Below are 18,034 nucleotides of genomic sequence, written 5' to 3'. Positions count from 1 at the left end.
TCACTACGTGTCCCTTTGTCTTGGCCTGCGCAGACGGAGGTCGCTTTGTATGTTACGTTCTACCCAATCGTCCACCACGGCCTCCGCTTCCTGTTCTTTCAGGAGTATCTGGTACAGCTTATTCTCCCATTCCATCATTCAAATAATCCTCCATATTATCGTCCTTCAATGTTTTGGCAGCACCTTCTTCCCATATCACGTAGGGCTCACCGGGCCGCTCCATAAAGCGGCTTTTGCACCAGGCTTTGAAACAGCTTACCATGATTTTCACATCGGCATCATATTCCACCTTGCGGGCGCTTCTACCTGCCGGATGAAGCCCCTCGGCATGGCTGATGAAGATAAACAGTTTCTTGGGATGACGTTCCTTGAACTCCTTGTAGGTTTTGTAGTTCAAGCCGCTGTATTGGAAGCTGTCGATAATCACGATTCCGGGACTGCCTCTGCGCCGTAACCGTTCCTCCAATTGCTCCATCGGTTCCCGGTCAAGGATAATCAGCTTCTTTTTCACTTCACCCATCTTGTGCCGTTTCAGGCTCATCTGGAACGACAAACCGGTACTTTCTTCCAAACTGTCATAAATTACGCGTCCGAAGCTACACAGGTACTTGGCCAGCTGCATCACAAAGCTGCTCTTACCGTTTCCGCTGGCTCCCCAAATAATCCACACGCCGCTCTTGGCCGGGTTGCCTATCGAGGTTTGCCAGTCCCCGGAAAACTCGAACCGGGGAATCTTCATGTTCAGCACCTCACCGGGACTGTAGGCTCTCTTCAGTTTCACGGTTACCTCCTTTCAATTCTTCAATAAGAGCATCAGCATAGTCCACAGCAAGTCTGGCAACTTGTTTTATAGACATTATACCTGATGAATTGCTTCTTACTACCGGAAGCATGCTTTTGGCAATTTCATATCTGCGCTGTTCCCAGTCTATCTCATTCGCTTTTCTCATCTCGCGATGGATACCGATAACAGCATCCATCGCTTGCATTTCTATCTTGCTTATCATGCCTGCATCCTCCTTAATTTTTCGATTTCGGTATATACGCGCCGCAAGCCGCCTCCGGTGCTATGAACAATCTTGGCAATGTCGGCACCGTCCGGGGCATTGATTTTTGCGACGATGGCAGCCTGTGCCTTCAGAAACTTTTCGCGTTCCTGCGCATCGTCCGGGGTCACCTTGCTGTAGGAGTCACCGTAGCGGCTCAACATTTCGGTATAGCCCACCTTCTTGCCTTCGATGGCGCGGTTGATCTTCTCCTTTAATCCGTCGGCACCCATCATATACCAGGCACAGCAGCGTTCCGTAGCGTTCCAAAGCGCCTTTAACTCCAGGAAGGCTTCATACTGCAGGTCCCCGGCTTCATCCAGGATAACCAGGGGCGTATCAATCGTGCGCAGGTAGGCCACCAGATCCTCATACACGTCGCTATAGCGTCCGTTGCTGGTCACACCGAATTCCTTGGCAATGTAGCGTATCAGCTTCAGTTTGGTCTTCACCTGGCTGCAGTCCACATATACGGCGTGCTTGTGCTGCTTCACGTAAGCTTTCGCTGTAAAGGTCTTGCCGATATTGGGCATATCGCACAGGATGGCACTCAGCCCGCTTCCCTGGCACACTTCCAGCTGCTTGCTCACAAACACGTAGGTCGGGGTCTGTGCTGCCAGCCAAGGTATTTCTGTACGCAGTTGCACGCCTAATCTTCGGGCTATACCTACCCAGTTGGCATCACTGACCTGCTTTTCATAATTGCCCCGCTTGATGGCATTGTAAACGCTGGGGGCTATGCCCAGTGCCGTGGCATGGCGGTTGTCACTGGGATAATTTTCACGGTCGGCGGCTATCGCTGCCACAATACGTTGCTTTACTTCATTTGTTATTTCCATTTGAATGCTGTTTTAAATTCGTTCTAACGTCGTTAATTATATCTTGGCTACTGCATCATGCTCGAAGGCACTGATGTCCATATAGGCTGAGTAATCTTCTTCCTCGGCTTGTGCAGGAAGGGGAACGGCTTCCGCCTGTACCTCTGTTATCAGCTTTGCTTCCTCTTTGGCAAGGATGCCCACACGCTTGATCTTGCCGTCCTTCATCATCTTGTCGAATTGAGCTACATACTTGGACTGTTCGGTATAGGCTGCCTTGTCGTACTCGGTCTGCTCGGCTGTATTCTCATTGTAACGGGCTACGGGCTTGCAGGTGGCGATATATCGTCCGTTCTGGTAGATATATACCTCGTTGATGGTTCCGTCGGCATCGGGCAGATAATAGGCATCTACCTTGTAGTTCCTCGGCTCCAGCTTTTCGATGATTTCCGGGCTGGGCAGTCCGTATTGGTTGTACATCACCGTGCAGTAGGTGTTCTGCCGGATGGTTGTTTCGGTGTGCTGTCCGATGAACCGGTAAAGAACGGCCTTGTCCCAAGGTGCAAGGTTCGGGTTCTGATGGGCGCAAAGCACATCCCAACGGCTCATGCCCGGATAGCGCTTTTGGTTGGGGTGAGGCTGCGCGTTGAAGGTCTGGATGGCGCGTATATCATCGGCTACCAGTTCTTCATAGCTATAGGTCTTCACCTTGTAGGTGTTGTTCTTTTCGTCATACACCTTTTCTTCCTTCGGGCGGTTGGCCTCCAGCTTGGCATACCATCGGCCGATACCTACCTGCGTGCGTTTCTCCACACCGTATTTCTTTTCGCGGTTCTTGTGCTCGGCACGTTTTTCACGAGAGTTCCCGGGGTTACACCAGCGGATCAGGGGGAAAACGGTACCGGCTTGCATCAAGCCGTCGGCAAAGTCACTTACCAGGTGGTGTTCCACTTCCAGCTCGGCGGGGATATACATGCCGTTCCGGTCCAGGGTCTGGAACATGTTTCGCATGCAGTCCAAAAACAACTCGGTAGTCTTGTACCGGTTGTAGGCATATCCCACCACAGCACCGCTCACCACATCGTAGGCATAATAGGCTTTCACTCGGTTGCCATCCTTCATTGGGCGCGGCAGGTCGCGGTCGTCAAGAGAAACCTTACTCAAGGAATATTCACCGATGCTGCGCAGATGATAAGGACGGTAGGCATTGTTGAAATCCCATTGGCTCATGTGCAGCTTACCGCGAAGGGCCTTGTTCTTGGGGTTGTTCAGGTAGTTGGCTACTGTGGCCGGGCTCAATACCAGCGGATTTCCATCCTTGTCGGTAAAGTCTGCCGGATTCAACACCTCGCCGGTTTCGGGGTCATATAGCTCCAGTTCTCCTTGTACAAATAGATTGTACTGCTCCCACACAGTGGTATTGAAAGGCTGCTCCGGTTGGGCATCGATGCTCAGCAGCAGGCGTTCAATGTCGTAGGTCACCTTCCTTCGGTTCTGGTTCATGAACTTGCGGCTGATAAGGCTTTCGTAGCCGTTGGCCTTGAAGTCATTCACACGCTTCTTGAAGCGGTTGGAACTCACAGGCAAGGTATGTCCGAACTCTGCTTGATAGTAACTGATGGCTCCTGCCAGTTCGCCCCAGTTCACCGGCCCGGCCTTCATGGCCTTTCGCATAAACGTGGCATCCTCCATGGCACGCATCACTGCCTCAATTACCGAAGCGTTTACCGTATATTCTTGGATGTGTTCCGGTGGCAGTGTATCTCCGTTGTCAAAACGGAACCGGGTGTAAAAATCCCGGGCTTTCGCATCGATGTGGTAATGGCTGCCGAGCCAATTTCTTATAACGTCCTCTTTCATGTCTCCGTATTTTAGTTTTATCCTTTCCTGAAACCGCAGTGGCATGGTCGCTATCTCTACCAGTGCATAGCTTCCAAGCCCCTTGCCGGGTCGCACTACGTTGATTTCTTTCTTGGCCGCTAATTTCTTGTAATTGGGTACCGACAGGATGGGAGCAAGTTCTTCTTCGGAAAGAGTGGAAGGATGAACGCCTTTCATCGTGCGGCTTCTGCTGTAGTCAGCCTTCCCGTTCACCATCACCGGTCGGTCGTCGTAGGTCAGGTCATTGTAGGATATGCACAATATCTTTCCATAATACTCCATTTCATTTCTGTTTATAAGGCGGCTGCCATCTGTTGGGTCTCGTGCTGCAGCTGCATGAAGTCTGATACAAACTCACATTGGTAGGTTTCGGTCCGTTTTCCGTCCACGTATACGTCCACATCGTTGGTCTTCCGGTGGACTACCAGTTTTACACGGGGACCGAAGGTGCAGGTCATGGTTTTCTCGCACTCTTCAAAGGTGGTTTCGCAGTTCGGGATGAAGTTCCCGTCAGTCAGTTTGCCGCCTCGCTTCAGGGCAAGAGTGCGTATCCGGCGCGCCTGATCGCTGTCACGGACAAAATTCAGTGCTTGCCACACAGCCTGACGGCTGCATCCGAATGTCTTCATCAAGAAGGTCTTGGTCTCGTTATCTGTCAAAATCTGCTTTCTCATATCGTCATACTTTTTAATCGTTATCGTTCGTTCAAAGGTTTTCAACGGCTTCCGCTATTTCCTAATCACCCGTCAGTATTTCATGAAGGCGTGTCCCTTTCTGCAGTTCTTCGACCAGCACCTGCATCGCTTCCTCACACACACAGCTCACATTCTCTATCACCCGGTAGGCATCCGAGTTGCTTATCTCATCCTCCGTCATGAATTGTCCAGCCAGCTCCATCGCCTGGTCGGCAATATTCTGCGTATGTGCCGTACTGCCTATCATCGTGCGCAACTTCTGTTTGAACAGACTCTCTGCTGTTCTCGGATTGAAATTCTTTGCCATAACTCTAAATTTTAAAAGTTTATATCGTGGGGCGCGGGGAATCGAACCCCGACGGCTTTCTACGCTTTCTTATTTCGATTTACCAACTCTCCGGCCGTGCCTGCCGCCCCTGCCCGTCTTTCCGGGCTGCCAGTTATCCGGCAATCTATTTGCCTTGTTCTTCTATCATCGAAAGGACAACCATCCTGTCTTCATCCCAAAGCGGAAGCCCCAATTCAATGGTCCGTTTCACCACTTCCATCTCACCGACCAGCCCTACCGCTTCTTTGCGGAAATCGGTATCGTCATACGCATGCGCCTTTCCAATCAGGAAGTCGGTCAGGTTGCCGATAACTTCCTTTTGCCGTTCACATTTCATCTCATAGTTCAGCACCCGTACATGGACATCGCGGATAATCCGGCTGTCCCCATGTTTCTTGAAATCTTTGCAGAACTCATCCTTGTTCATCGAAGTGTTCAGATAAACCGCATGGATGTAATCAAAATCCTCTGCTGTAGGGGTTATCCCCGTCCGTTCCATAAATTCTTGCTGTGTCATAAACTCACTTATTTTATTGTATTATTCTGCATCTTCAATTTTGAAAGAAAAGCACTTATCCGCCAATACTCTTTTTACAAAGTCTAAGTCGTATCTATCAGCTGAAAAGAAAACTGCCTGATAATCTACACTGGGATAAGCCTTGATTGCTGTTGTATCTACCATCTTCTTGACCAGTCCGTAAAGAGTTTCGGCGGTCTCTGCTGTTGCTTGAGCTATAATTACTTTTGCTTTCATTTACTTTAATCCTTAAAATTCGCTAATCACACGCATTTTTTGTATATTTGGCGCGCTGTTTACATCTTAAACACGCTGCAAATATAGTGATAATTTTCAACCCTCGAAATAAAAACGGGGATAATTTTCAATTATGGGCAATATTTTATCAAGAATACAAGAAATAGCCTCCAATGAGGGGATAACTATTGGCGCCATGGAAAGAACTATTGGCGCAAGTAAAGGCGTGCTTTCAAGAGCAATCAATAACGGGACCGACATTCAAGCCAAATGGCTTAGTATAATAGTTGAAAATTATCCCCGATATTCAACAGGATGGCTGCTAACTGGTGCAGGAAGCATGTTGAAAGATGATTTGAACGGCATTAAAGCAATAGACGAAGCCAATCCTTCGTTCATGCCTACCACATCCATGAACCCATCTGTCGGCACACCATACTACGATGTGGACTTTATTGGGGGATTCGATGAGGTGTTCAACTCTCAGGTAAACATACCCGCCACCAACATCGTAATAAGGGGATTCGAAAAAGCCAGCCTCTGGTGCAATGTCACCGGCCACTCCATGGAGCCCAAAATAAACCATGGCGACATCATCGCCCTGCGACAATGCACACTCAACGACATCCAGTATGGAGAAATCTATGCAGTGGTATTGGACACCATCCGTACCATCAAAATCCTGCGCAGGTCGCCGGATCCAAGCAAGTTGCGCTTCATTCCCATTAATACAGAGGACTACGATGAGCAGGAATTCGACAAATCACGCATCATGAATGTCTTTGAAGTCATTGGAAGCATCAGCAAGTTCTTCTAATGAGGAAGCACATGCGTCATATCACCCAACAGGCACAATAAGACGCACGCACACACTTTTCAAGGCATTTACAGAGTATCAGAATGCAAAAACAACTGTAAATCAAAGGCTTCACGCTATATATATAATGTGTATCGATAAAATAAGTGTCGTTTTTCCTATCTGAAAACAACGAAAAACGGCACTTATTTTCTTTTACTACATTCTTTCCTATTTCGGGCGAACCCTACAAAATCCGAAAAAGTAACCCTAAAAGTAACCCTAAACTCATTAAAGTAGTAACCCTAAACAGTAACCGTAATAGTAACCCTAAACTCAAAATTACCACCCGTAAGGGCATAAAAAAGGGGAGCCATAAGCTCCCCAATCAGCATTCAAAGAAATAACGCCTACAAGCCTTTCTAACGGCGTTATTATGTCGTTCTAACCATTGCCCTTACTACCGCCCGAAATGAGCGTAGATTGCTTAATTATAGCCTTTTTCGTGCATATTGTGCCGTTACCAGACAGTCCGGCATGAAGCAGGTAATTCTTGGTTGCTCCCACCTGATCTGCAGTCAGAACCGTATAAACAGCCGATATACTGCTGAAATACCAATCTTTCTGCTTCGTCCCGTCTATTTTATGCAGCAAATGCACATGAATCACTTTTGCCATATTCGTTTCTATTATGCTGCAAATATACCAAATAATACTTATTTGGAAGAATTTTAAGGCAACATCTTTAAAAATAGGCACAAAAAAACGGCCACACAGCCGTTCACACCATCATATAACAAAATCCATCAACCCAGCCATAAAACGGCCACACAGCCGAAAATAAAACCCTTCCAGGCCGTTTTAGCCCCATCTGCAAGCCCGATGTAAAGCAATCCCCCGAATATCCGAAGAAAAGCCCCTCAAACGTAAAGCAGATGTAAGCCATGTAAAGAGAAAAACCGCTTCGAAATATTCAGCCCATTTTCCCGATCATGCCTAAACCCTTTGGTTTTCAAAACCTTTCGCCCATTTTTCCCGACCATTGAAAAAACCGCTTCGTTCTATGCCCCATAAAACAATCTGCTATAAAAAGAGAAAAGAGGATGATTATTTCTCTTGGGAGGGTAAAATGAGGTGGTAAAGTGTCTACTTAGTATCCTTATTTCATGGTATCACAGGTCTGATATATTATCTATTTGGATTAGAAAACTCTTTATACGAAAATGACGATATATTCAGCTGCAAAGTGCAATATCTATCTAATAGATAGAGTCACTTCGATGTTGAAAGCTGTGACGGATGAGTAGAGAATTAGCCACGAACTGACGAATAAGGAAATGAATACATAAAGACACAATGAAACAATAAACTGACGGACAGGGAGAATTAACGGCGGGTGGCTTTGCCAGTTAATCAGATTGTAGTGTCGAAATAGGTAGAGATGAATTATAATCAGGGAATGGAACAAAGAATAGCCATATTTACTTTTATTTTGTATAACTTGGGTATAACAGAATTTATTGAAGAAATACCCTCGGATGTTACTTGCGTCTTAAATGCATCCTATCAGTGTCTTTCTAAGATATTTATTTCCATGTATTACCTTTCGGGTTTTAATTTTATCGGCACTTTCTTCATTACGAGCCTAAATCCCTGCTAAGAGACTAATGCGGAAGCCGTGAGAGATAATTTCATATCCACTTTGCGTTCTGCAATAATAGTAGTAGCTGACCAATGTTTGCCCTAGGGGATTGTTTGTAAGTTATTTTGAAAAGTACTTATTGCTAAGCTCATTCATTTTCAATAGGCATTCTACCTTGTGTATCTTTGCTGAATCGATTTCCATCTTCAACTGCCGTATTACCTCCCCACCCGTTTCATTGACAATTCCGATTAGTGCATCTTTTATAATATTCGGTTCAACACGGTTAAGAGTACGTCTATGTATCTGCTCTAATAATACTTCGGGATCTGTCACGCCATTAAGTATACACTCTAATGTCTTTTTATAACTTTTTGAATCTGTTATTACACCATTGTAGACAGACATTCAACTTGGTAAATTTGTAGACAAATTTTTTGTTTAAGTCGAATATCCGACGGTCATACTGACAAAGGTGCTGAATTCCCGTTACTCTTCCTGCCAGGAAGTTGTTTGATAAAATATGAATTCTCTAACTTTTTTGAAAAATAACTTTCAAGAACTCGCCAAATAGGCATCCGATAGACTCTGGTACTTTTTATTGCAACTTCGCCTATTGCATTTTCAATTAATAAATTACGAAATTTATCTAATTTGCTAGTTAAGATACCAAACTTCTCTTGAATTTTATCTCCATTCTCACCTAATATGCACACAAAAACACTATCTTTGTGAACTTCAAGACCACAATTTTTCTCATGGGACATAAGATTTATGGCATAGAACACCATAAATAAAAAAGTATTTTTGGTTCACACACTGAGACCATTTCACCAACAAGGATAAGAGTAGTCTTGTTTTTTATCTAAGCTTAAAAACAGGATTCAATTATAAAACTCGCATCCTGTAGTTTCTTACTTTATACAAAATAGTGGACGGTGTAAGATATAAGATGATTATAGCTGAATCCTGTTTCTTATTTATATAATATTTTGAGCACTTCCTATTAAACAAAACTGTATGGTGAACTTTTTGTCGTCATTATCTTCACCAAAAGTATTTCTACTTTACCTTTTTTGTTAATTCATTTAATTGTTCTTGAGCTTTATATATTTCCAAACGTTCCTTGAGAAATTTAAAAATTGAAGGGTGAACGGAGAACTCGTTTATCTTATTCCAACCGTCCCCCAACGAGTATATCAGTTCGTTGACAAAGGACTCGTCAGGGGTTATGTCGCTGAGTATTTCTCGCACATACACTTTGTGGTTAATAGAGTGAAAATTTCCCTTTGTATTTGGACCAGCGCAATACTTCCACAACTTCGCATCCTGTTTCCAGTAATGTACATTAACGCATGCAGCCAATGTTTCCTCACTGCGACCTGCAGTTCTGAAGTCTTGCCCTTTCTTGATATTATACTTGCTAGTTACAAATCGCATCAGTTTCCGGGTAAGTTTCTCTTCCGGTGGAGCTTCCTTGCCCAGTTTCTTAATGTCTGAATAGAACAAGTCATGGGACACATTATCTGCATATTCACGAATACGCTGCTTGCATAGTACCTTCGACTCATTGCTTTGCACCATATTCATGAGGTCATGGTATACCTCAACTGGTACTTGTATATTCTTTAATCCCACGAGTGCCCGGTATATTTCCTCCATTTCAGGGAAGACAAACTCACAAGTGTCATAAATGTTGTATGTGATACCATCCTTCTCAATGCAATAGATAAAGTTCTCGTTATATCCCTTCTTAAATGCAGGAATATGATATTCGTGCGATTCAAAATTCTCTCCCAAAACTGTAATCACGCCATCGTGAGTCAATCGAGGTTCTCCAACCTTGTAAGCTATCGATCCGTCTTTGCCAATGGTAAGTTGTACAAAGTAATACAGATTATTTTTCTTTTTCTCTGCATATGTGATGACGCATCCTTTGAAACGGTCTATCATATACTGAGGCAGTGCCTCCTTTATACAATAGTCCTTAATCAGTATCTGACGGAAGATATTCTTGATAGTGGCCGCCTCAATCTCTGATTTAATCATCACATCTTGGGTAGGAATTTTCTTTTCTATCAGTTCCATTTTCTCTTTCAAACGTCTATAATCCAAAGTTTGGCGTTCGCTATCAGAAAGTTTTTCCTCCTGGTCTTTGTCACCAACGATACGAATGCAGATTTGTTTCCTACTCTTGTCCTTCTCATGGTAACCTTCAAAGCTATTACCAAACAGCTTTTTGATATACTCCCTTGATTTCTGCTCTATCAAATTTCGTAACTTTTCCACACCTGTTTCGGTGGTATGACAGGCTATCTCAATCCATGAGGTAGAGAGCATATCACGCAACAGTTCATCTTCTTTCCTGAACTCTGCATCCTGTGCTTTCAATAATGTAGGCTTTTTGTACTCTATTGGATTAACAGACACGTACTTTGAATAGGTTGTAAGAAAGTCCTGCAGCACACTTCGAATAAGGTAAGCTTGCGATTCCTCAAAGTGCTCTATATCACCGAACCCTAGGAAAGGTATGTGGTTCTTGTTATCTTTTCTAAAAACAGACGGATGGTTATAGTATTCCTTCGTTCCCTTCTTTTTCTTGGAAGAAAAATAGATTCGTTTTTCATCAAACTCCAAATGATATACTAGAGAATCTTTCTTGTTCTTCTTTTTTATCTTGTCTTCCTCGGCAAAAGTCAATGTGCGCGCAGTCAAGAGATTATCGTAATCGAAACTTATATGCAGGCCCAACTCCTCACCCGCACTTCTCCCTTTATTATATATGCTGCTGCAAGTGCCACAAATCAGTTTACCATGGGCATAGCTCAAGGCTTTATTACGATTTGGAATCATTGACAACAATAGGTTCAGCATATTGTTAGTATAGATACCCTCATCGTAAGCAGGACGATAGGTAATCTGTTTAATTTTGACATTAACATTCTTCAGACATTCTTGCAGCAGTGCCATTGTGAGTTTCTCCTTCTTGGATGAAGCAAATAGGAATATGCGGTGCTTGGATGATTCGCCAGGTTGTGTATTCTTAGCCATTTTGTTGAAAGCACAGATAGCACTGTTCGGGTACAAGCCTTCCAGTTTGCAATAAATACTTGTAATGTTGTCGAAGTCAACATTACCATATTCTATCTTGAAGAAATCGTAATCCTCCAGAAACTCTTTCCAGAGAAATTCCACTATCATGTGATTGGTTTTTATCTTTTCCATAGTTATTTAAGTTGTTAATCTATCAAGAATATTCTGCACGTTCTTGTCGATGACGGAACCTGTCTCAACATCTATCAGACCATTTATAACTGGTAACTGGGGATCACTTCCGAGGGTAAGTGAATGTGAGTAGTTACCAGCATATCGAGGCACATTGACTATGACATACTTACCACCACAATCCTTTATCTTGCCTTCCCAAGCCTGTGCTTTCACATGCCTGTTGAAGTCACCATCCACCATGTATTTTACATCTACATACAGTCGGTCGTTCACTACCCAGTCGGCCCTCTCCCAAATCTCCTCTCTTGGTGAGCTTATGGTACAACCTGCGCTCTCCAATATAACCTTGAACACTTGCTCACCGAAATAGCCAGTGTAAACCTGTTGAATAATCTGTGGTGAGATGACCCATGCCTTGCTCTTCCATGCAGTGCAATAGCCGTTCTTTTCAAAGTAGTCTCGTATGAATTGCTGCCTCATGATAGCATCCATGTGAACGCACGAGTCTGTATAGTTCAGGTTCATCTTCTTTACCTCCTCTGTTTGCACATAATACATGCGCATAGAAGTCTCAATATCCTCCCTGTTGTCAAATTCTGGATGCTTCATCACATACTCGCGAATCTTATGCACCCTATTACGAGCCTGACGGGCATATTCGTCAGTACCCTTGAAACTAATACCTATCAATTCACTAATATGTCGTTCTCTACGGTGTTCTCGATTTTTGAATGCAATGTCAACTTCTGACTCTTTACCATTAATTCGGTCAAGTATAGACGGATCTTCATCTATCGACTTGAGCACATGTTTCAGCAGCTCTGTCTGAACTTCTGGTTTTCTGGCGATAATCATAGAGTATGCCATATCCTTACCTATAGCCACATGGATGGTCTTGTTAAACACCGTCGAACGAGTGATACGTCCCAGTGCCTGTACTGCCCATTTTAAGCAGAAGGCATCATAGGCAGGTGTGCCTTTCAATGCTGCTTTTATTTGTATCTCTCTATGTTTTAACATTTCGGCCAGGTCATCAAGTATACGATGATGCCTTCTGCGGAGCAAGTCACGTTGGAAGTCAGATTTTTCTTTCAATACCAACTGGTTGTCAGTTCCCAGAATACTTAACGAGATGCAAGCTTTGAGGTAGTCATCCACATCCAACAGAGGGATAAAGTTCGTAGGCTTATCCATAATGATACCATCAAAGTTGCAGCGAGTGTCCTTGCGGTCTTTTGTATTTGGGGCTTCCAAACAGTGTTTCTTTCGGTACTTGGCATCGGTATCAAACAGATAGTTCACGCCTACAGCGCCAGACTGGTAGCATACAAAGCAGAACATCTTTAGTGCTGGCTGTTCGGCCAACAGTTTCTCTACAGCCTCCAAGTCATTTTTGAAATACTCACCACTCAAGAAACAGACGTTCAATTCAGGATAGATATCCGCGCGCCTTCTTGTTGTTTCATCGTCAATAACATGCTGGTCCATGACGTTAACTCCAAATGTCTCGCCACGCTTTGTCACTCTTGCCTGCTGCAGTATATTCAACACTTTCTTTATCCCTATACTACTCTTACCTGTATATGAGAATGGCTGGAAGTACAACCATGCTCTGGCTTCAGACTTCTTCATGAACTTCATATAATGATTCAACATATTCACTATTCGAGCAGAGTTGTTCTTGTCAAACTTGTTCTTACCATCCATCACGAAGTCTAAACAATCCTTCAGTGCTGAACTGCACTTACCGAGGTAATCCTCCAATATTTCTTTTGGTCGAGTCTCTTCTTCATTGTAGAGAGAGAACTCCACCTTTGGGTTTGCATAGTTGAGAGCAATATATTCTTCGATCTTATGCAAAGTCTCATTGCCCATCTTCTCCACCTTCACGCCTTGCTTTGCTATATAATTGAAATCATAGTTGTGGATAGGTGTCTGACAGTCAGCGGTAGCACTACACATTATCACCCGGTTGTGATTAACCATGTCCAACAGCACATTTTCAGGCATGCACCTCATTTCGTGATAGTCGAAGCAGCACGAATAGCGGTCGTTGTCATGAGAATATATCTCGATGAAGCTGATACCCTTGTCATAGATAGACTTGCCATCGGTTTCTTCACTGTTATTAGAGCGTGGAGTCTGGAAAGTGGTTCCGTTGCGTAATTCTTGCAGTGCAGAGCGATACTCCGTATTGCCTTCGTTTACGCCCATATATTTAATAATGTGGTAAAATGCCAAATCACCCTCCAAATCAACAGCTGTATTTGTACCTTTTTTCTTACGCAACTCGTTTTCTATTGAAGCATACACTTCTGCATGCTTATCCACAATTTGTACAAAGTCCTTCAAGAAGAGCATTATACGGTTTGCCACGAATGACAAAGTTTTGTCATTTTGATCTTTAGTTTTCTTCTTCGTGAGCAGGTAGGATGTGTATTCCTCCTTATTATTGTGAACAGAGAGAACAACATTCTCAGCAGAGAAAGTCTGGTCTTCGTCGTAAAAGATAAAGTTGCCATGATTTACATTTTCCTCCAATTCAAGCCCGCTCAATATTTTCTGAGGATTAATGCCATCAATCAACTCTTTCTTTTTCGTCCTTATTGCCTCCAACATGTCCTGAATGTTCATCTTGTGGTCTGCCCATTCAGGCATCTTCTGCATATCCATCACTTCTTGGTAGTGCTGACAGATAAAGTAGCACAATCCCCAGAAGTTAAAACGTCTTCTGCGACCACACTCACAATCAAACAAACGCTTCATTGCAGCCTCTTTCACACGATCAGACTCATCAATAATTACCAATGAGTTCTTTATATGCTTCCAGTAAGGCTGTGTACCTTTACGTACCAACTTTGGCGATGCCGTGGTATGCAGCTTTGAGGCAGTCAGCACGATAATCTTGCTCTTGTAAAATAATAGTTCTGGATATAGTTCCTCCAGAATCGGACATTCTGTGAGTATATGTGAGGCTATCACCTCATCAGTCTCTTTCTTGTATTTCTGTCGGATAGGAGTAAACACCTTTCTGCGTACTTTCTCCATCAGACGCAGGCGGTTCTTGCCAATCTCCTCAACCATCTCGTCCGTAACATCGGTGTACGAGTATAAACGTTTCAGGTTTGCAAATGTCCTTTCACCTTGAAACAGTTCGTTCCCCTCCATCTTTATACGGATATCAGGGTCGGTGAAGGCACGTTCCCACTGCTCCTCTTGTGAGTACACACGTAAGATGTCATGCTTCTTTAGTTTGAGACCATTCTTTTTTAGATTCTTTTCAATATCCTCGATGGTAGCATCCAACTGTTTCTTGGCATCAGTCACATAGATGATACGTCTAGCATCTTCCTTCTTCAACTCCTCGGCCATCATCTGGCAGGAGTTATACGTTTTGCCAGCACCAGTAGGCAATGGCATTACAAACAGGCCGCGATTAGGTTGTGCAGCCCTAAGCAGTTCTTCGAAAATATAATTGGTGTTTTCAGTCATGTAAATTACATTGTATAAGGTTACGGGATAAAAGTACGAAAAATAGTGCAGCTTCAGAAAGGAATCAAACGAAAATCTGAATACTTTCAAAGAATCTACCTTTGTCACAAGCGTAATTCATAAAAAAATACTGTATTTGTAAAAACAGAGATTGTACCTATTAAAATAGATCATCACAGATAATCACTACCTATTTGCCGATACAGAAGCTCACCTGTTTTTATTTACTTACAAAGGTGCGAAAACCGTGAGATTTTCGCCAAAAATACTAAATGTAAAAGGCTTTCACGAATATATTTTGTTGGCTAAAAGAAATAGGAGAAGAATATATTTTAAGGATAGCTTCTTGGTGAAGCCATTTCTTTTCTTCCCTTTATTTGACTTTACTTTAATGGACTTATATATGATACGGGGGTAAAGTAGAGGTAATCCTCAATTCCGCAATATTTGGTGGAAATATGTATTTGGGCAAAATTGGAATAGTTATGCTTAATGAACATTATGCTTTGGATTCATAATTATTTTTTTTCTTATAACATATCATTAAATAAATAAAAAGTGGTATATTCGCATATTATATGATATATTGCTTATGACAAAGAATACGATGGGAACCAAGTTACCCAGAAAATTGGAACAGAAGATGCAAGTGGTAGGAGAGCAGATTAAGCTGGCCCGCTTGCGCAGAAATCTGAGTGTGGTTCAGGTAGCAGAACGGGCTACCTGCTCTCCACTTACGGTGTCTCGAATAGAAAAAGGTGTACCAACAGTAGCAATAGGCATCTACTTACGTGTGCTGTATGCTTTACAGCTTGATGATGATATTCTGTGGCTTGCTAAAGAGGATAAACTCGGAAAGGCTTTGCAGGATTTGAATCTGAAGACAAGAGAACGCGCATCAAAAAAGGAATAAACGATGAAGAAATTGTATGTATATGCCGATTTCAACTGGCTCAAAGAGATAGAACTCATTGGTGAGTTAGGCTACGAATCCCTTCGTGGTTCAGATAGTTATAGCTTTACCTTCAATGATGAATGGTTGAAAAAGTATGGAGATTTGTTTTTGAGCGATGATCTGAATAATTACCCAGGTCAGCAATACACGCAGCCAGGGAAAGATATATTCGGATGCTTCTCTGATGCCTTACCGGATCGTTGGGGACGTACTTTGTTGTTACGTTGCGAGCAGATTTCGGCGGCAGAAGAAAATAGACCGGTACAACGACTGTCATCTTTCGATTTTCTTACCGGTATCGACGACTTTTCTAGAATGGGCGGTTTTCGCTTTAAGGAAGATAAAAATGGAGAATTTATAAATGTAAGTGAGTCATTGAAAATTCCGCCCCTGACAGATCTCCGGGAGTTGATAACGGCCAGTACGGAGATCGAGAAAAGCGAAGAAGAGAACATTCTTCCGGAAAGGAAGTGGATTGCTCAACTCGTAAAGCCGGGTTCTTCCTTGGGGGGTGCAAGGCCAAAAGCAAGTGTGGTTGATACGGATAAAACCCTATATATTGCTAAATTTCCTTCACGCAAAGATGATTACGATGCCGGGCTTTGGGAACATTTTAGCCATCAACTTGCCATGAAAGCAGGAATAAATGCTGCAACAACCAAAGTTTTGTCCAACGGGGAGAAATATCATACATTACTTTCCCGACGCTTTGACAGAACTCAAGAGGGGAAACGTATCCACTTTGCATCAGCAATGACATTATTAGGGCTTAATGACGGAGATAATGCTGCTACAGGCCATGGCTATCTGGATATTGTTGACTTTATTATTCAGAATTGCACAAATGTAGAAGACAATCTGCAGGAACTTTACCGCCGTGTAGCTTTCAACATCTGTATCGGTAATAGTGATGACCATTTTCGCAATCATGGTTTTCTTTTGACTGCAAAAGGATGGACATTATCGCCTGCATACGATATGAATCCCACTCTGAATGAATATCAAAGTTTGCTTATTTCATCAGCTACTAATAAAGCAGACCTTCGTTTTTTACTTGGTGCTTGTGAAGATTATATGCTTAATCTCAAAATTGCTGAAAAGATTATTTCAGAAATGGTTGAAGTCGTGAAAAACTGGCGAGGATTGGCGATACGATTTGGAATATCTAAAAGGGAGATGGATATGTTTGGTGAAATGTTGGATGAACGCTACAAGCAGGTAAGATAATAAGAGATCTGATTGGTGAGTAATGGGAATACAAGGTACTTCTCTGGCTGAGATATAATAGGGTTTCATTTTTTCAACACCTCGCCGCGCTTCTTTTCATAGCTTATCATTGATGATAAGGTCGTAGCCGACAAAATCTAGTGATATCGATTTTATTCGTAGGATATGCTCGGGCAACAAGACTATAGCTTCTCCTATGGTCAAATGATAATTCTTTAGATTGATTTCAAGGTCGATGTATCCTTTCCTGCATATAAATAGTGTAGCAGAATAGGCGCATATATAATTAAGGTATCTGTGGAAAGGTTCCATCGCTTTCCCAGAATGTCCATTTTTTATTTTCTTCAACCGCAAGGTGCTTTTGGTAAACAGAGTATAGGTTTACATTCATTTGTATAACGATTGTTTTTTTATAAATATACAAGTAATTTGGATCGTTCCACTATATTATTTGTGAAAAAATGTACGAAATGACCAATCTGATGACTTTTAGACCTTTATTAGCCTTTAGCGGACCTCTTCTTTGCACTGTAAAAATTAAAAGGATTATCAATTTAATAAAAAGGATAAGTATGAAAATGAAATTAATGGCATTGGCTGTTCTGTTTTTACTAGGCAGTCAAATGGGATGGGCTCAGACTGCTGCTTTTCGTTTTACCAAGGAAAAGAATAATCGGGTTGAAGAGTATCTTTTCTTCGATAATGAAGATGATTTCAGGGATGTCGGGCGGAGTTTATTGCTACAATCGACCAACCTGCGATTTTAAATACCGACGGATCAGTGACCTTTGACATGGATGGAACTTCTTGAATAAGGATGACCCGGCAACCGTCAATCTGAGTTTATGGTGGTAAAGTCAGTTAAACAAGACTCATGGCTTGTTTGAAGTGTTCCTGGGCAAAATCTGCCAGATACACGACTTTGATTTGACTAACATGACATTTGTCCGGACTAAGCAAGGTTAGGTGATAATAGATGTGGAAACATTTAATGCTACAGCGCAATCCGGATATGACCTGGTGGAAAAGCATCTGGGCGATTTGCCGGAGAAAGCCATAATATTTTCATCTGTCTGATTTTAAATCGGTAAATATCGAGTTCTCAGTAGTTAAGAATATGGAATGTTGGTTGCAGGGGTAATACAAACTATACAACAATCGAGTATTAGAAT

At 42.8% G+C, this 18,034-nt stretch carries 17 protein-coding genes; 4 read left to right on the top strand and 13 right to left on the bottom strand.

Annotated features, from left to right (window positions below; all coding sequences use genetic code 11):
- Nucleotides 1-3: 3 nt before the first annotated feature.
- The 9 genes from QK890_RS06440 to QK890_RS06400 form a co-directional block, all read right to left on the bottom strand.
- On the bottom strand, nt 4-138 hold the full coding sequence (locus tag QK890_RS06440) for a hypothetical protein (protein WP_367627255.1): 135 nt from the start codon (nt 136-138) through the stop codon (nt 4-6).
- Complete coding sequence (locus tag QK890_RS06435) at nt 119-781, bottom strand: ATP-binding protein (protein ID WP_032558186.1); 663 nt, start codon at nt 779-781, stop codon at nt 119-121. The genes QK890_RS06440 and QK890_RS06435 overlap by 20 nt, the downstream gene beginning before the upstream one ends.
- On the bottom strand, nt 750-1,007 hold the full coding sequence (locus tag QK890_RS06430; protein ID WP_007751518.1) for a hypothetical protein: 258 nt from the start codon (nt 1,005-1,007) through the stop codon (nt 750-752). The genes QK890_RS06435 and QK890_RS06430 overlap by 32 nt, the downstream gene beginning before the upstream one ends.
- The gene (locus tag QK890_RS06425; protein WP_007751516.1) at nt 1,004-1,885 is read right to left on the bottom strand and encodes an ATP-binding protein; all 882 of its coding nucleotides are present in this window, start codon (nt 1,883-1,885) and stop codon (nt 1,004-1,006) included. The genes QK890_RS06430 and QK890_RS06425 overlap by 4 nt, the downstream gene beginning before the upstream one ends.
- Before the next feature lie 36 nt (nt 1,886-1,921).
- Nucleotides 1,922-4,027, bottom strand: a complete 2,106-nt coding sequence (locus tag QK890_RS06420; RefSeq protein ID WP_367627254.1) for a hypothetical protein — start codon at nt 4,025-4,027, stop codon at nt 1,922-1,924.
- Nucleotides 4,028-4,038: 11 nt separating this feature from the next.
- Nucleotides 4,039-4,419, bottom strand: coding sequence for a hypothetical protein (locus QK890_RS06415; protein ID WP_007763199.1), 381 nt, complete (start codon nt 4,417-4,419; stop codon nt 4,039-4,041).
- 61 nt (nt 4,420-4,480) lie between these two features.
- Complete coding sequence (locus QK890_RS06410) at nt 4,481-4,747, bottom strand: hypothetical protein (protein ID WP_007751507.1); 267 nt, start codon at nt 4,745-4,747, stop codon at nt 4,481-4,483.
- Between the two features lie 145 nt (nt 4,748-4,892).
- The gene (locus tag QK890_RS06405; protein WP_007751501.1) at nt 4,893-5,285 is read right to left on the bottom strand and encodes a hypothetical protein; all 393 of its coding nucleotides are present in this window, start codon (nt 5,283-5,285) and stop codon (nt 4,893-4,895) included.
- Nucleotides 5,286-5,306: 21 nt separating this feature from the next.
- Nucleotides 5,307-5,522, bottom strand: a complete 216-nt coding sequence (locus tag QK890_RS06400) for a DNA-directed RNA polymerase subunit beta (RefSeq protein WP_117615990.1) — start codon at nt 5,520-5,522, stop codon at nt 5,307-5,309.
- 133 nt (nt 5,523-5,655) lie between these two features.
- Here QK890_RS06400 and QK890_RS06395 point away from each other — a divergent pair, with 133 nt between their 5' ends.
- Nucleotides 5,656-6,339, top strand: a complete 684-nt coding sequence (locus tag QK890_RS06395; protein ID WP_367627253.1) for a S24 family peptidase — start codon at nt 5,656-5,658, stop codon at nt 6,337-6,339.
- A 423-nt stretch (nt 6,340-6,762) separates the two neighbouring features.
- On the opposite strand, the gene QK890_RS06390 is transcribed toward QK890_RS06395, so the two are convergent.
- The 4 genes from QK890_RS06390 to QK890_RS06375 form a co-directional block, all read right to left on the bottom strand.
- The gene (locus QK890_RS06390; RefSeq protein ID WP_007562558.1) at nt 6,763-6,996 is read right to left on the bottom strand and encodes a hypothetical protein; all 234 of its coding nucleotides are present in this window, start codon (nt 6,994-6,996) and stop codon (nt 6,763-6,765) included.
- 1,425 nt (nt 6,997-8,421) lie between these two features.
- The gene (locus tag QK890_RS06385) at nt 8,422-8,727 is read right to left on the bottom strand and encodes an IS110 family transposase (protein WP_175413941.1); all 306 of its coding nucleotides are present in this window, start codon (nt 8,725-8,727) and stop codon (nt 8,422-8,424) included.
- Between the two features lie 295 nt (nt 8,728-9,022).
- Nucleotides 9,023-11,185: a hypothetical protein gene (locus QK890_RS06380; protein WP_233481268.1), complete on the bottom strand. Its 2,163-nt coding sequence runs from the start codon at nt 11,183-11,185 to the stop codon at nt 9,023-9,025.
- Between the two features lie 6 nt (nt 11,186-11,191).
- Nucleotides 11,192-14,680 (bottom strand): DEAD/DEAH box helicase family protein, encoded by a 3,489-nt coding sequence (locus QK890_RS06375; RefSeq protein WP_032540740.1) that lies wholly within the window; start codon nt 14,678-14,680, stop codon nt 11,192-11,194.
- Nucleotides 14,681-15,272: 592 nt separating this feature from the next.
- Here QK890_RS06375 and QK890_RS06370 point away from each other — a divergent pair.
- The 3 genes from QK890_RS06370 to QK890_RS06360 all read left to right on the top strand — a co-directional run bounded on the left by QK890_RS06370 (nt 15,273) and on the right by QK890_RS06360 (nt 17,629).
- Nucleotides 15,273-15,593 (top strand): helix-turn-helix domain-containing protein, encoded by a 321-nt coding sequence (locus QK890_RS06370; RefSeq protein WP_032540726.1) that lies wholly within the window; start codon nt 15,273-15,275, stop codon nt 15,591-15,593.
- A 3-nt stretch (nt 15,594-15,596) separates the two neighbouring features.
- Nucleotides 15,597-16,862, top strand: a complete 1,266-nt coding sequence (locus QK890_RS06365; protein ID WP_032540725.1) for a type II toxin-antitoxin system HipA family toxin — start codon at nt 15,597-15,599, stop codon at nt 16,860-16,862.
- Between the two features lie 572 nt (nt 16,863-17,434).
- Nucleotides 17,435-17,629 (top strand): hypothetical protein, encoded by a 195-nt coding sequence (locus tag QK890_RS06360; protein ID WP_137570012.1) that lies wholly within the window; start codon nt 17,435-17,437, stop codon nt 17,627-17,629.
- Nucleotides 17,630-18,034: the final 405 nt, after the last annotated feature.

Origin of the sequence: Bacteroides sp. NGMCC 1.200775, assembly GCF_040798045.1 — a bacterium.
GTDB lineage: Bacteria > Bacteroidota > Bacteroidia > Bacteroidales > Bacteroidaceae > Bacteroides > Bacteroides hominis.
Note: the sequence above shows the minus strand (reverse complement) of the source record. Positions and strands in the feature narration are given on the sequence as shown.

What these genes read in the sequence shown, in the direction of transcription:
- QK890_RS06390 (WP_007562558.1), bottom strand. Translation starts at nt 6,996, where the DNA reads ATGGCAAAAGTGATTCATGTGCATTTGCTGCATAAAATAGACGGGACG.
- QK890_RS06405 (WP_007751501.1), bottom strand. Translation starts at nt 5,285, where the DNA reads ATGACACAGCAAGAATTTATGGAACGGACGGGGATAACCCCTACAGCA.
- QK890_RS06360 (WP_137570012.1), top strand. Translation starts at nt 17,435, where the DNA reads ATGAAAATGAAATTAATGGCATTGGCTGTTCTGTTTTTACTAGGCAGT.
- QK890_RS06440 (WP_367627255.1), bottom strand. Translation starts at nt 138, where the DNA reads ATGATGGAATGGGAGAATAAGCTGTACCAGATACTCCTGAAAGAACAG.
- QK890_RS06410 (WP_007751507.1), bottom strand. Translation starts at nt 4,747, where the DNA reads ATGGCAAAGAATTTCAATCCGAGAACAGCAGAGAGTCTGTTCAAACAG.
- QK890_RS06365 (WP_032540725.1), top strand. Translation starts at nt 15,597, where the DNA reads ATGAAGAAATTGTATGTATATGCCGATTTCAACTGGCTCAAAGAGATA.
- QK890_RS06430 (WP_007751518.1), bottom strand. Translation starts at nt 1,007, where the DNA reads ATGATAAGCAAGATAGAAATGCAAGCGATGGATGCTGTTATCGGTATC.
- QK890_RS06380 (WP_233481268.1), bottom strand. Translation starts at nt 11,185, where the DNA reads ATGGAAAAGATAAAAACCAATCACATGATAGTGGAATTTCTCTGGAAA.
- QK890_RS06415 (WP_007763199.1), bottom strand. Translation starts at nt 4,419, where the DNA reads ATGAGAAAGCAGATTTTGACAGATAACGAGACCAAGACCTTCTTGATG.
- QK890_RS06375 (WP_032540740.1), bottom strand. Translation starts at nt 14,680, where the DNA reads ATGACTGAAAACACCAATTATATTTTCGAAGAACTGCTTAGGGCTGCA.
- QK890_RS06395 (WP_367627253.1), top strand. Translation starts at nt 5,656, where the DNA reads ATGGGCAATATTTTATCAAGAATACAAGAAATAGCCTCCAATGAGGGG.
- QK890_RS06370 (WP_032540726.1), top strand. Translation starts at nt 15,273, where the DNA reads ATGACAAAGAATACGATGGGAACCAAGTTACCCAGAAAATTGGAACAG.
- QK890_RS06400 (WP_117615990.1), bottom strand. Translation starts at nt 5,522, where the DNA reads ATGAAAGCAAAAGTAATTATAGCTCAAGCAACAGCAGAGACCGCCGAA.
- QK890_RS06420 (WP_367627254.1), bottom strand. Translation starts at nt 4,027, where the DNA reads ATGGAGTATTATGGAAAGATATTGTGCATATCCTACAATGACCTGACC.
- QK890_RS06385 (WP_175413941.1), bottom strand. Translation starts at nt 8,727, where the DNA reads ATGTCCCATGAGAAAAATTGTGGTCTTGAAGTTCACAAAGATAGTGTT.
- QK890_RS06425 (WP_007751516.1), bottom strand. Translation starts at nt 1,885, where the DNA reads ATGGAAATAACAAATGAAGTAAAGCAACGTATTGTGGCAGCGATAGCC.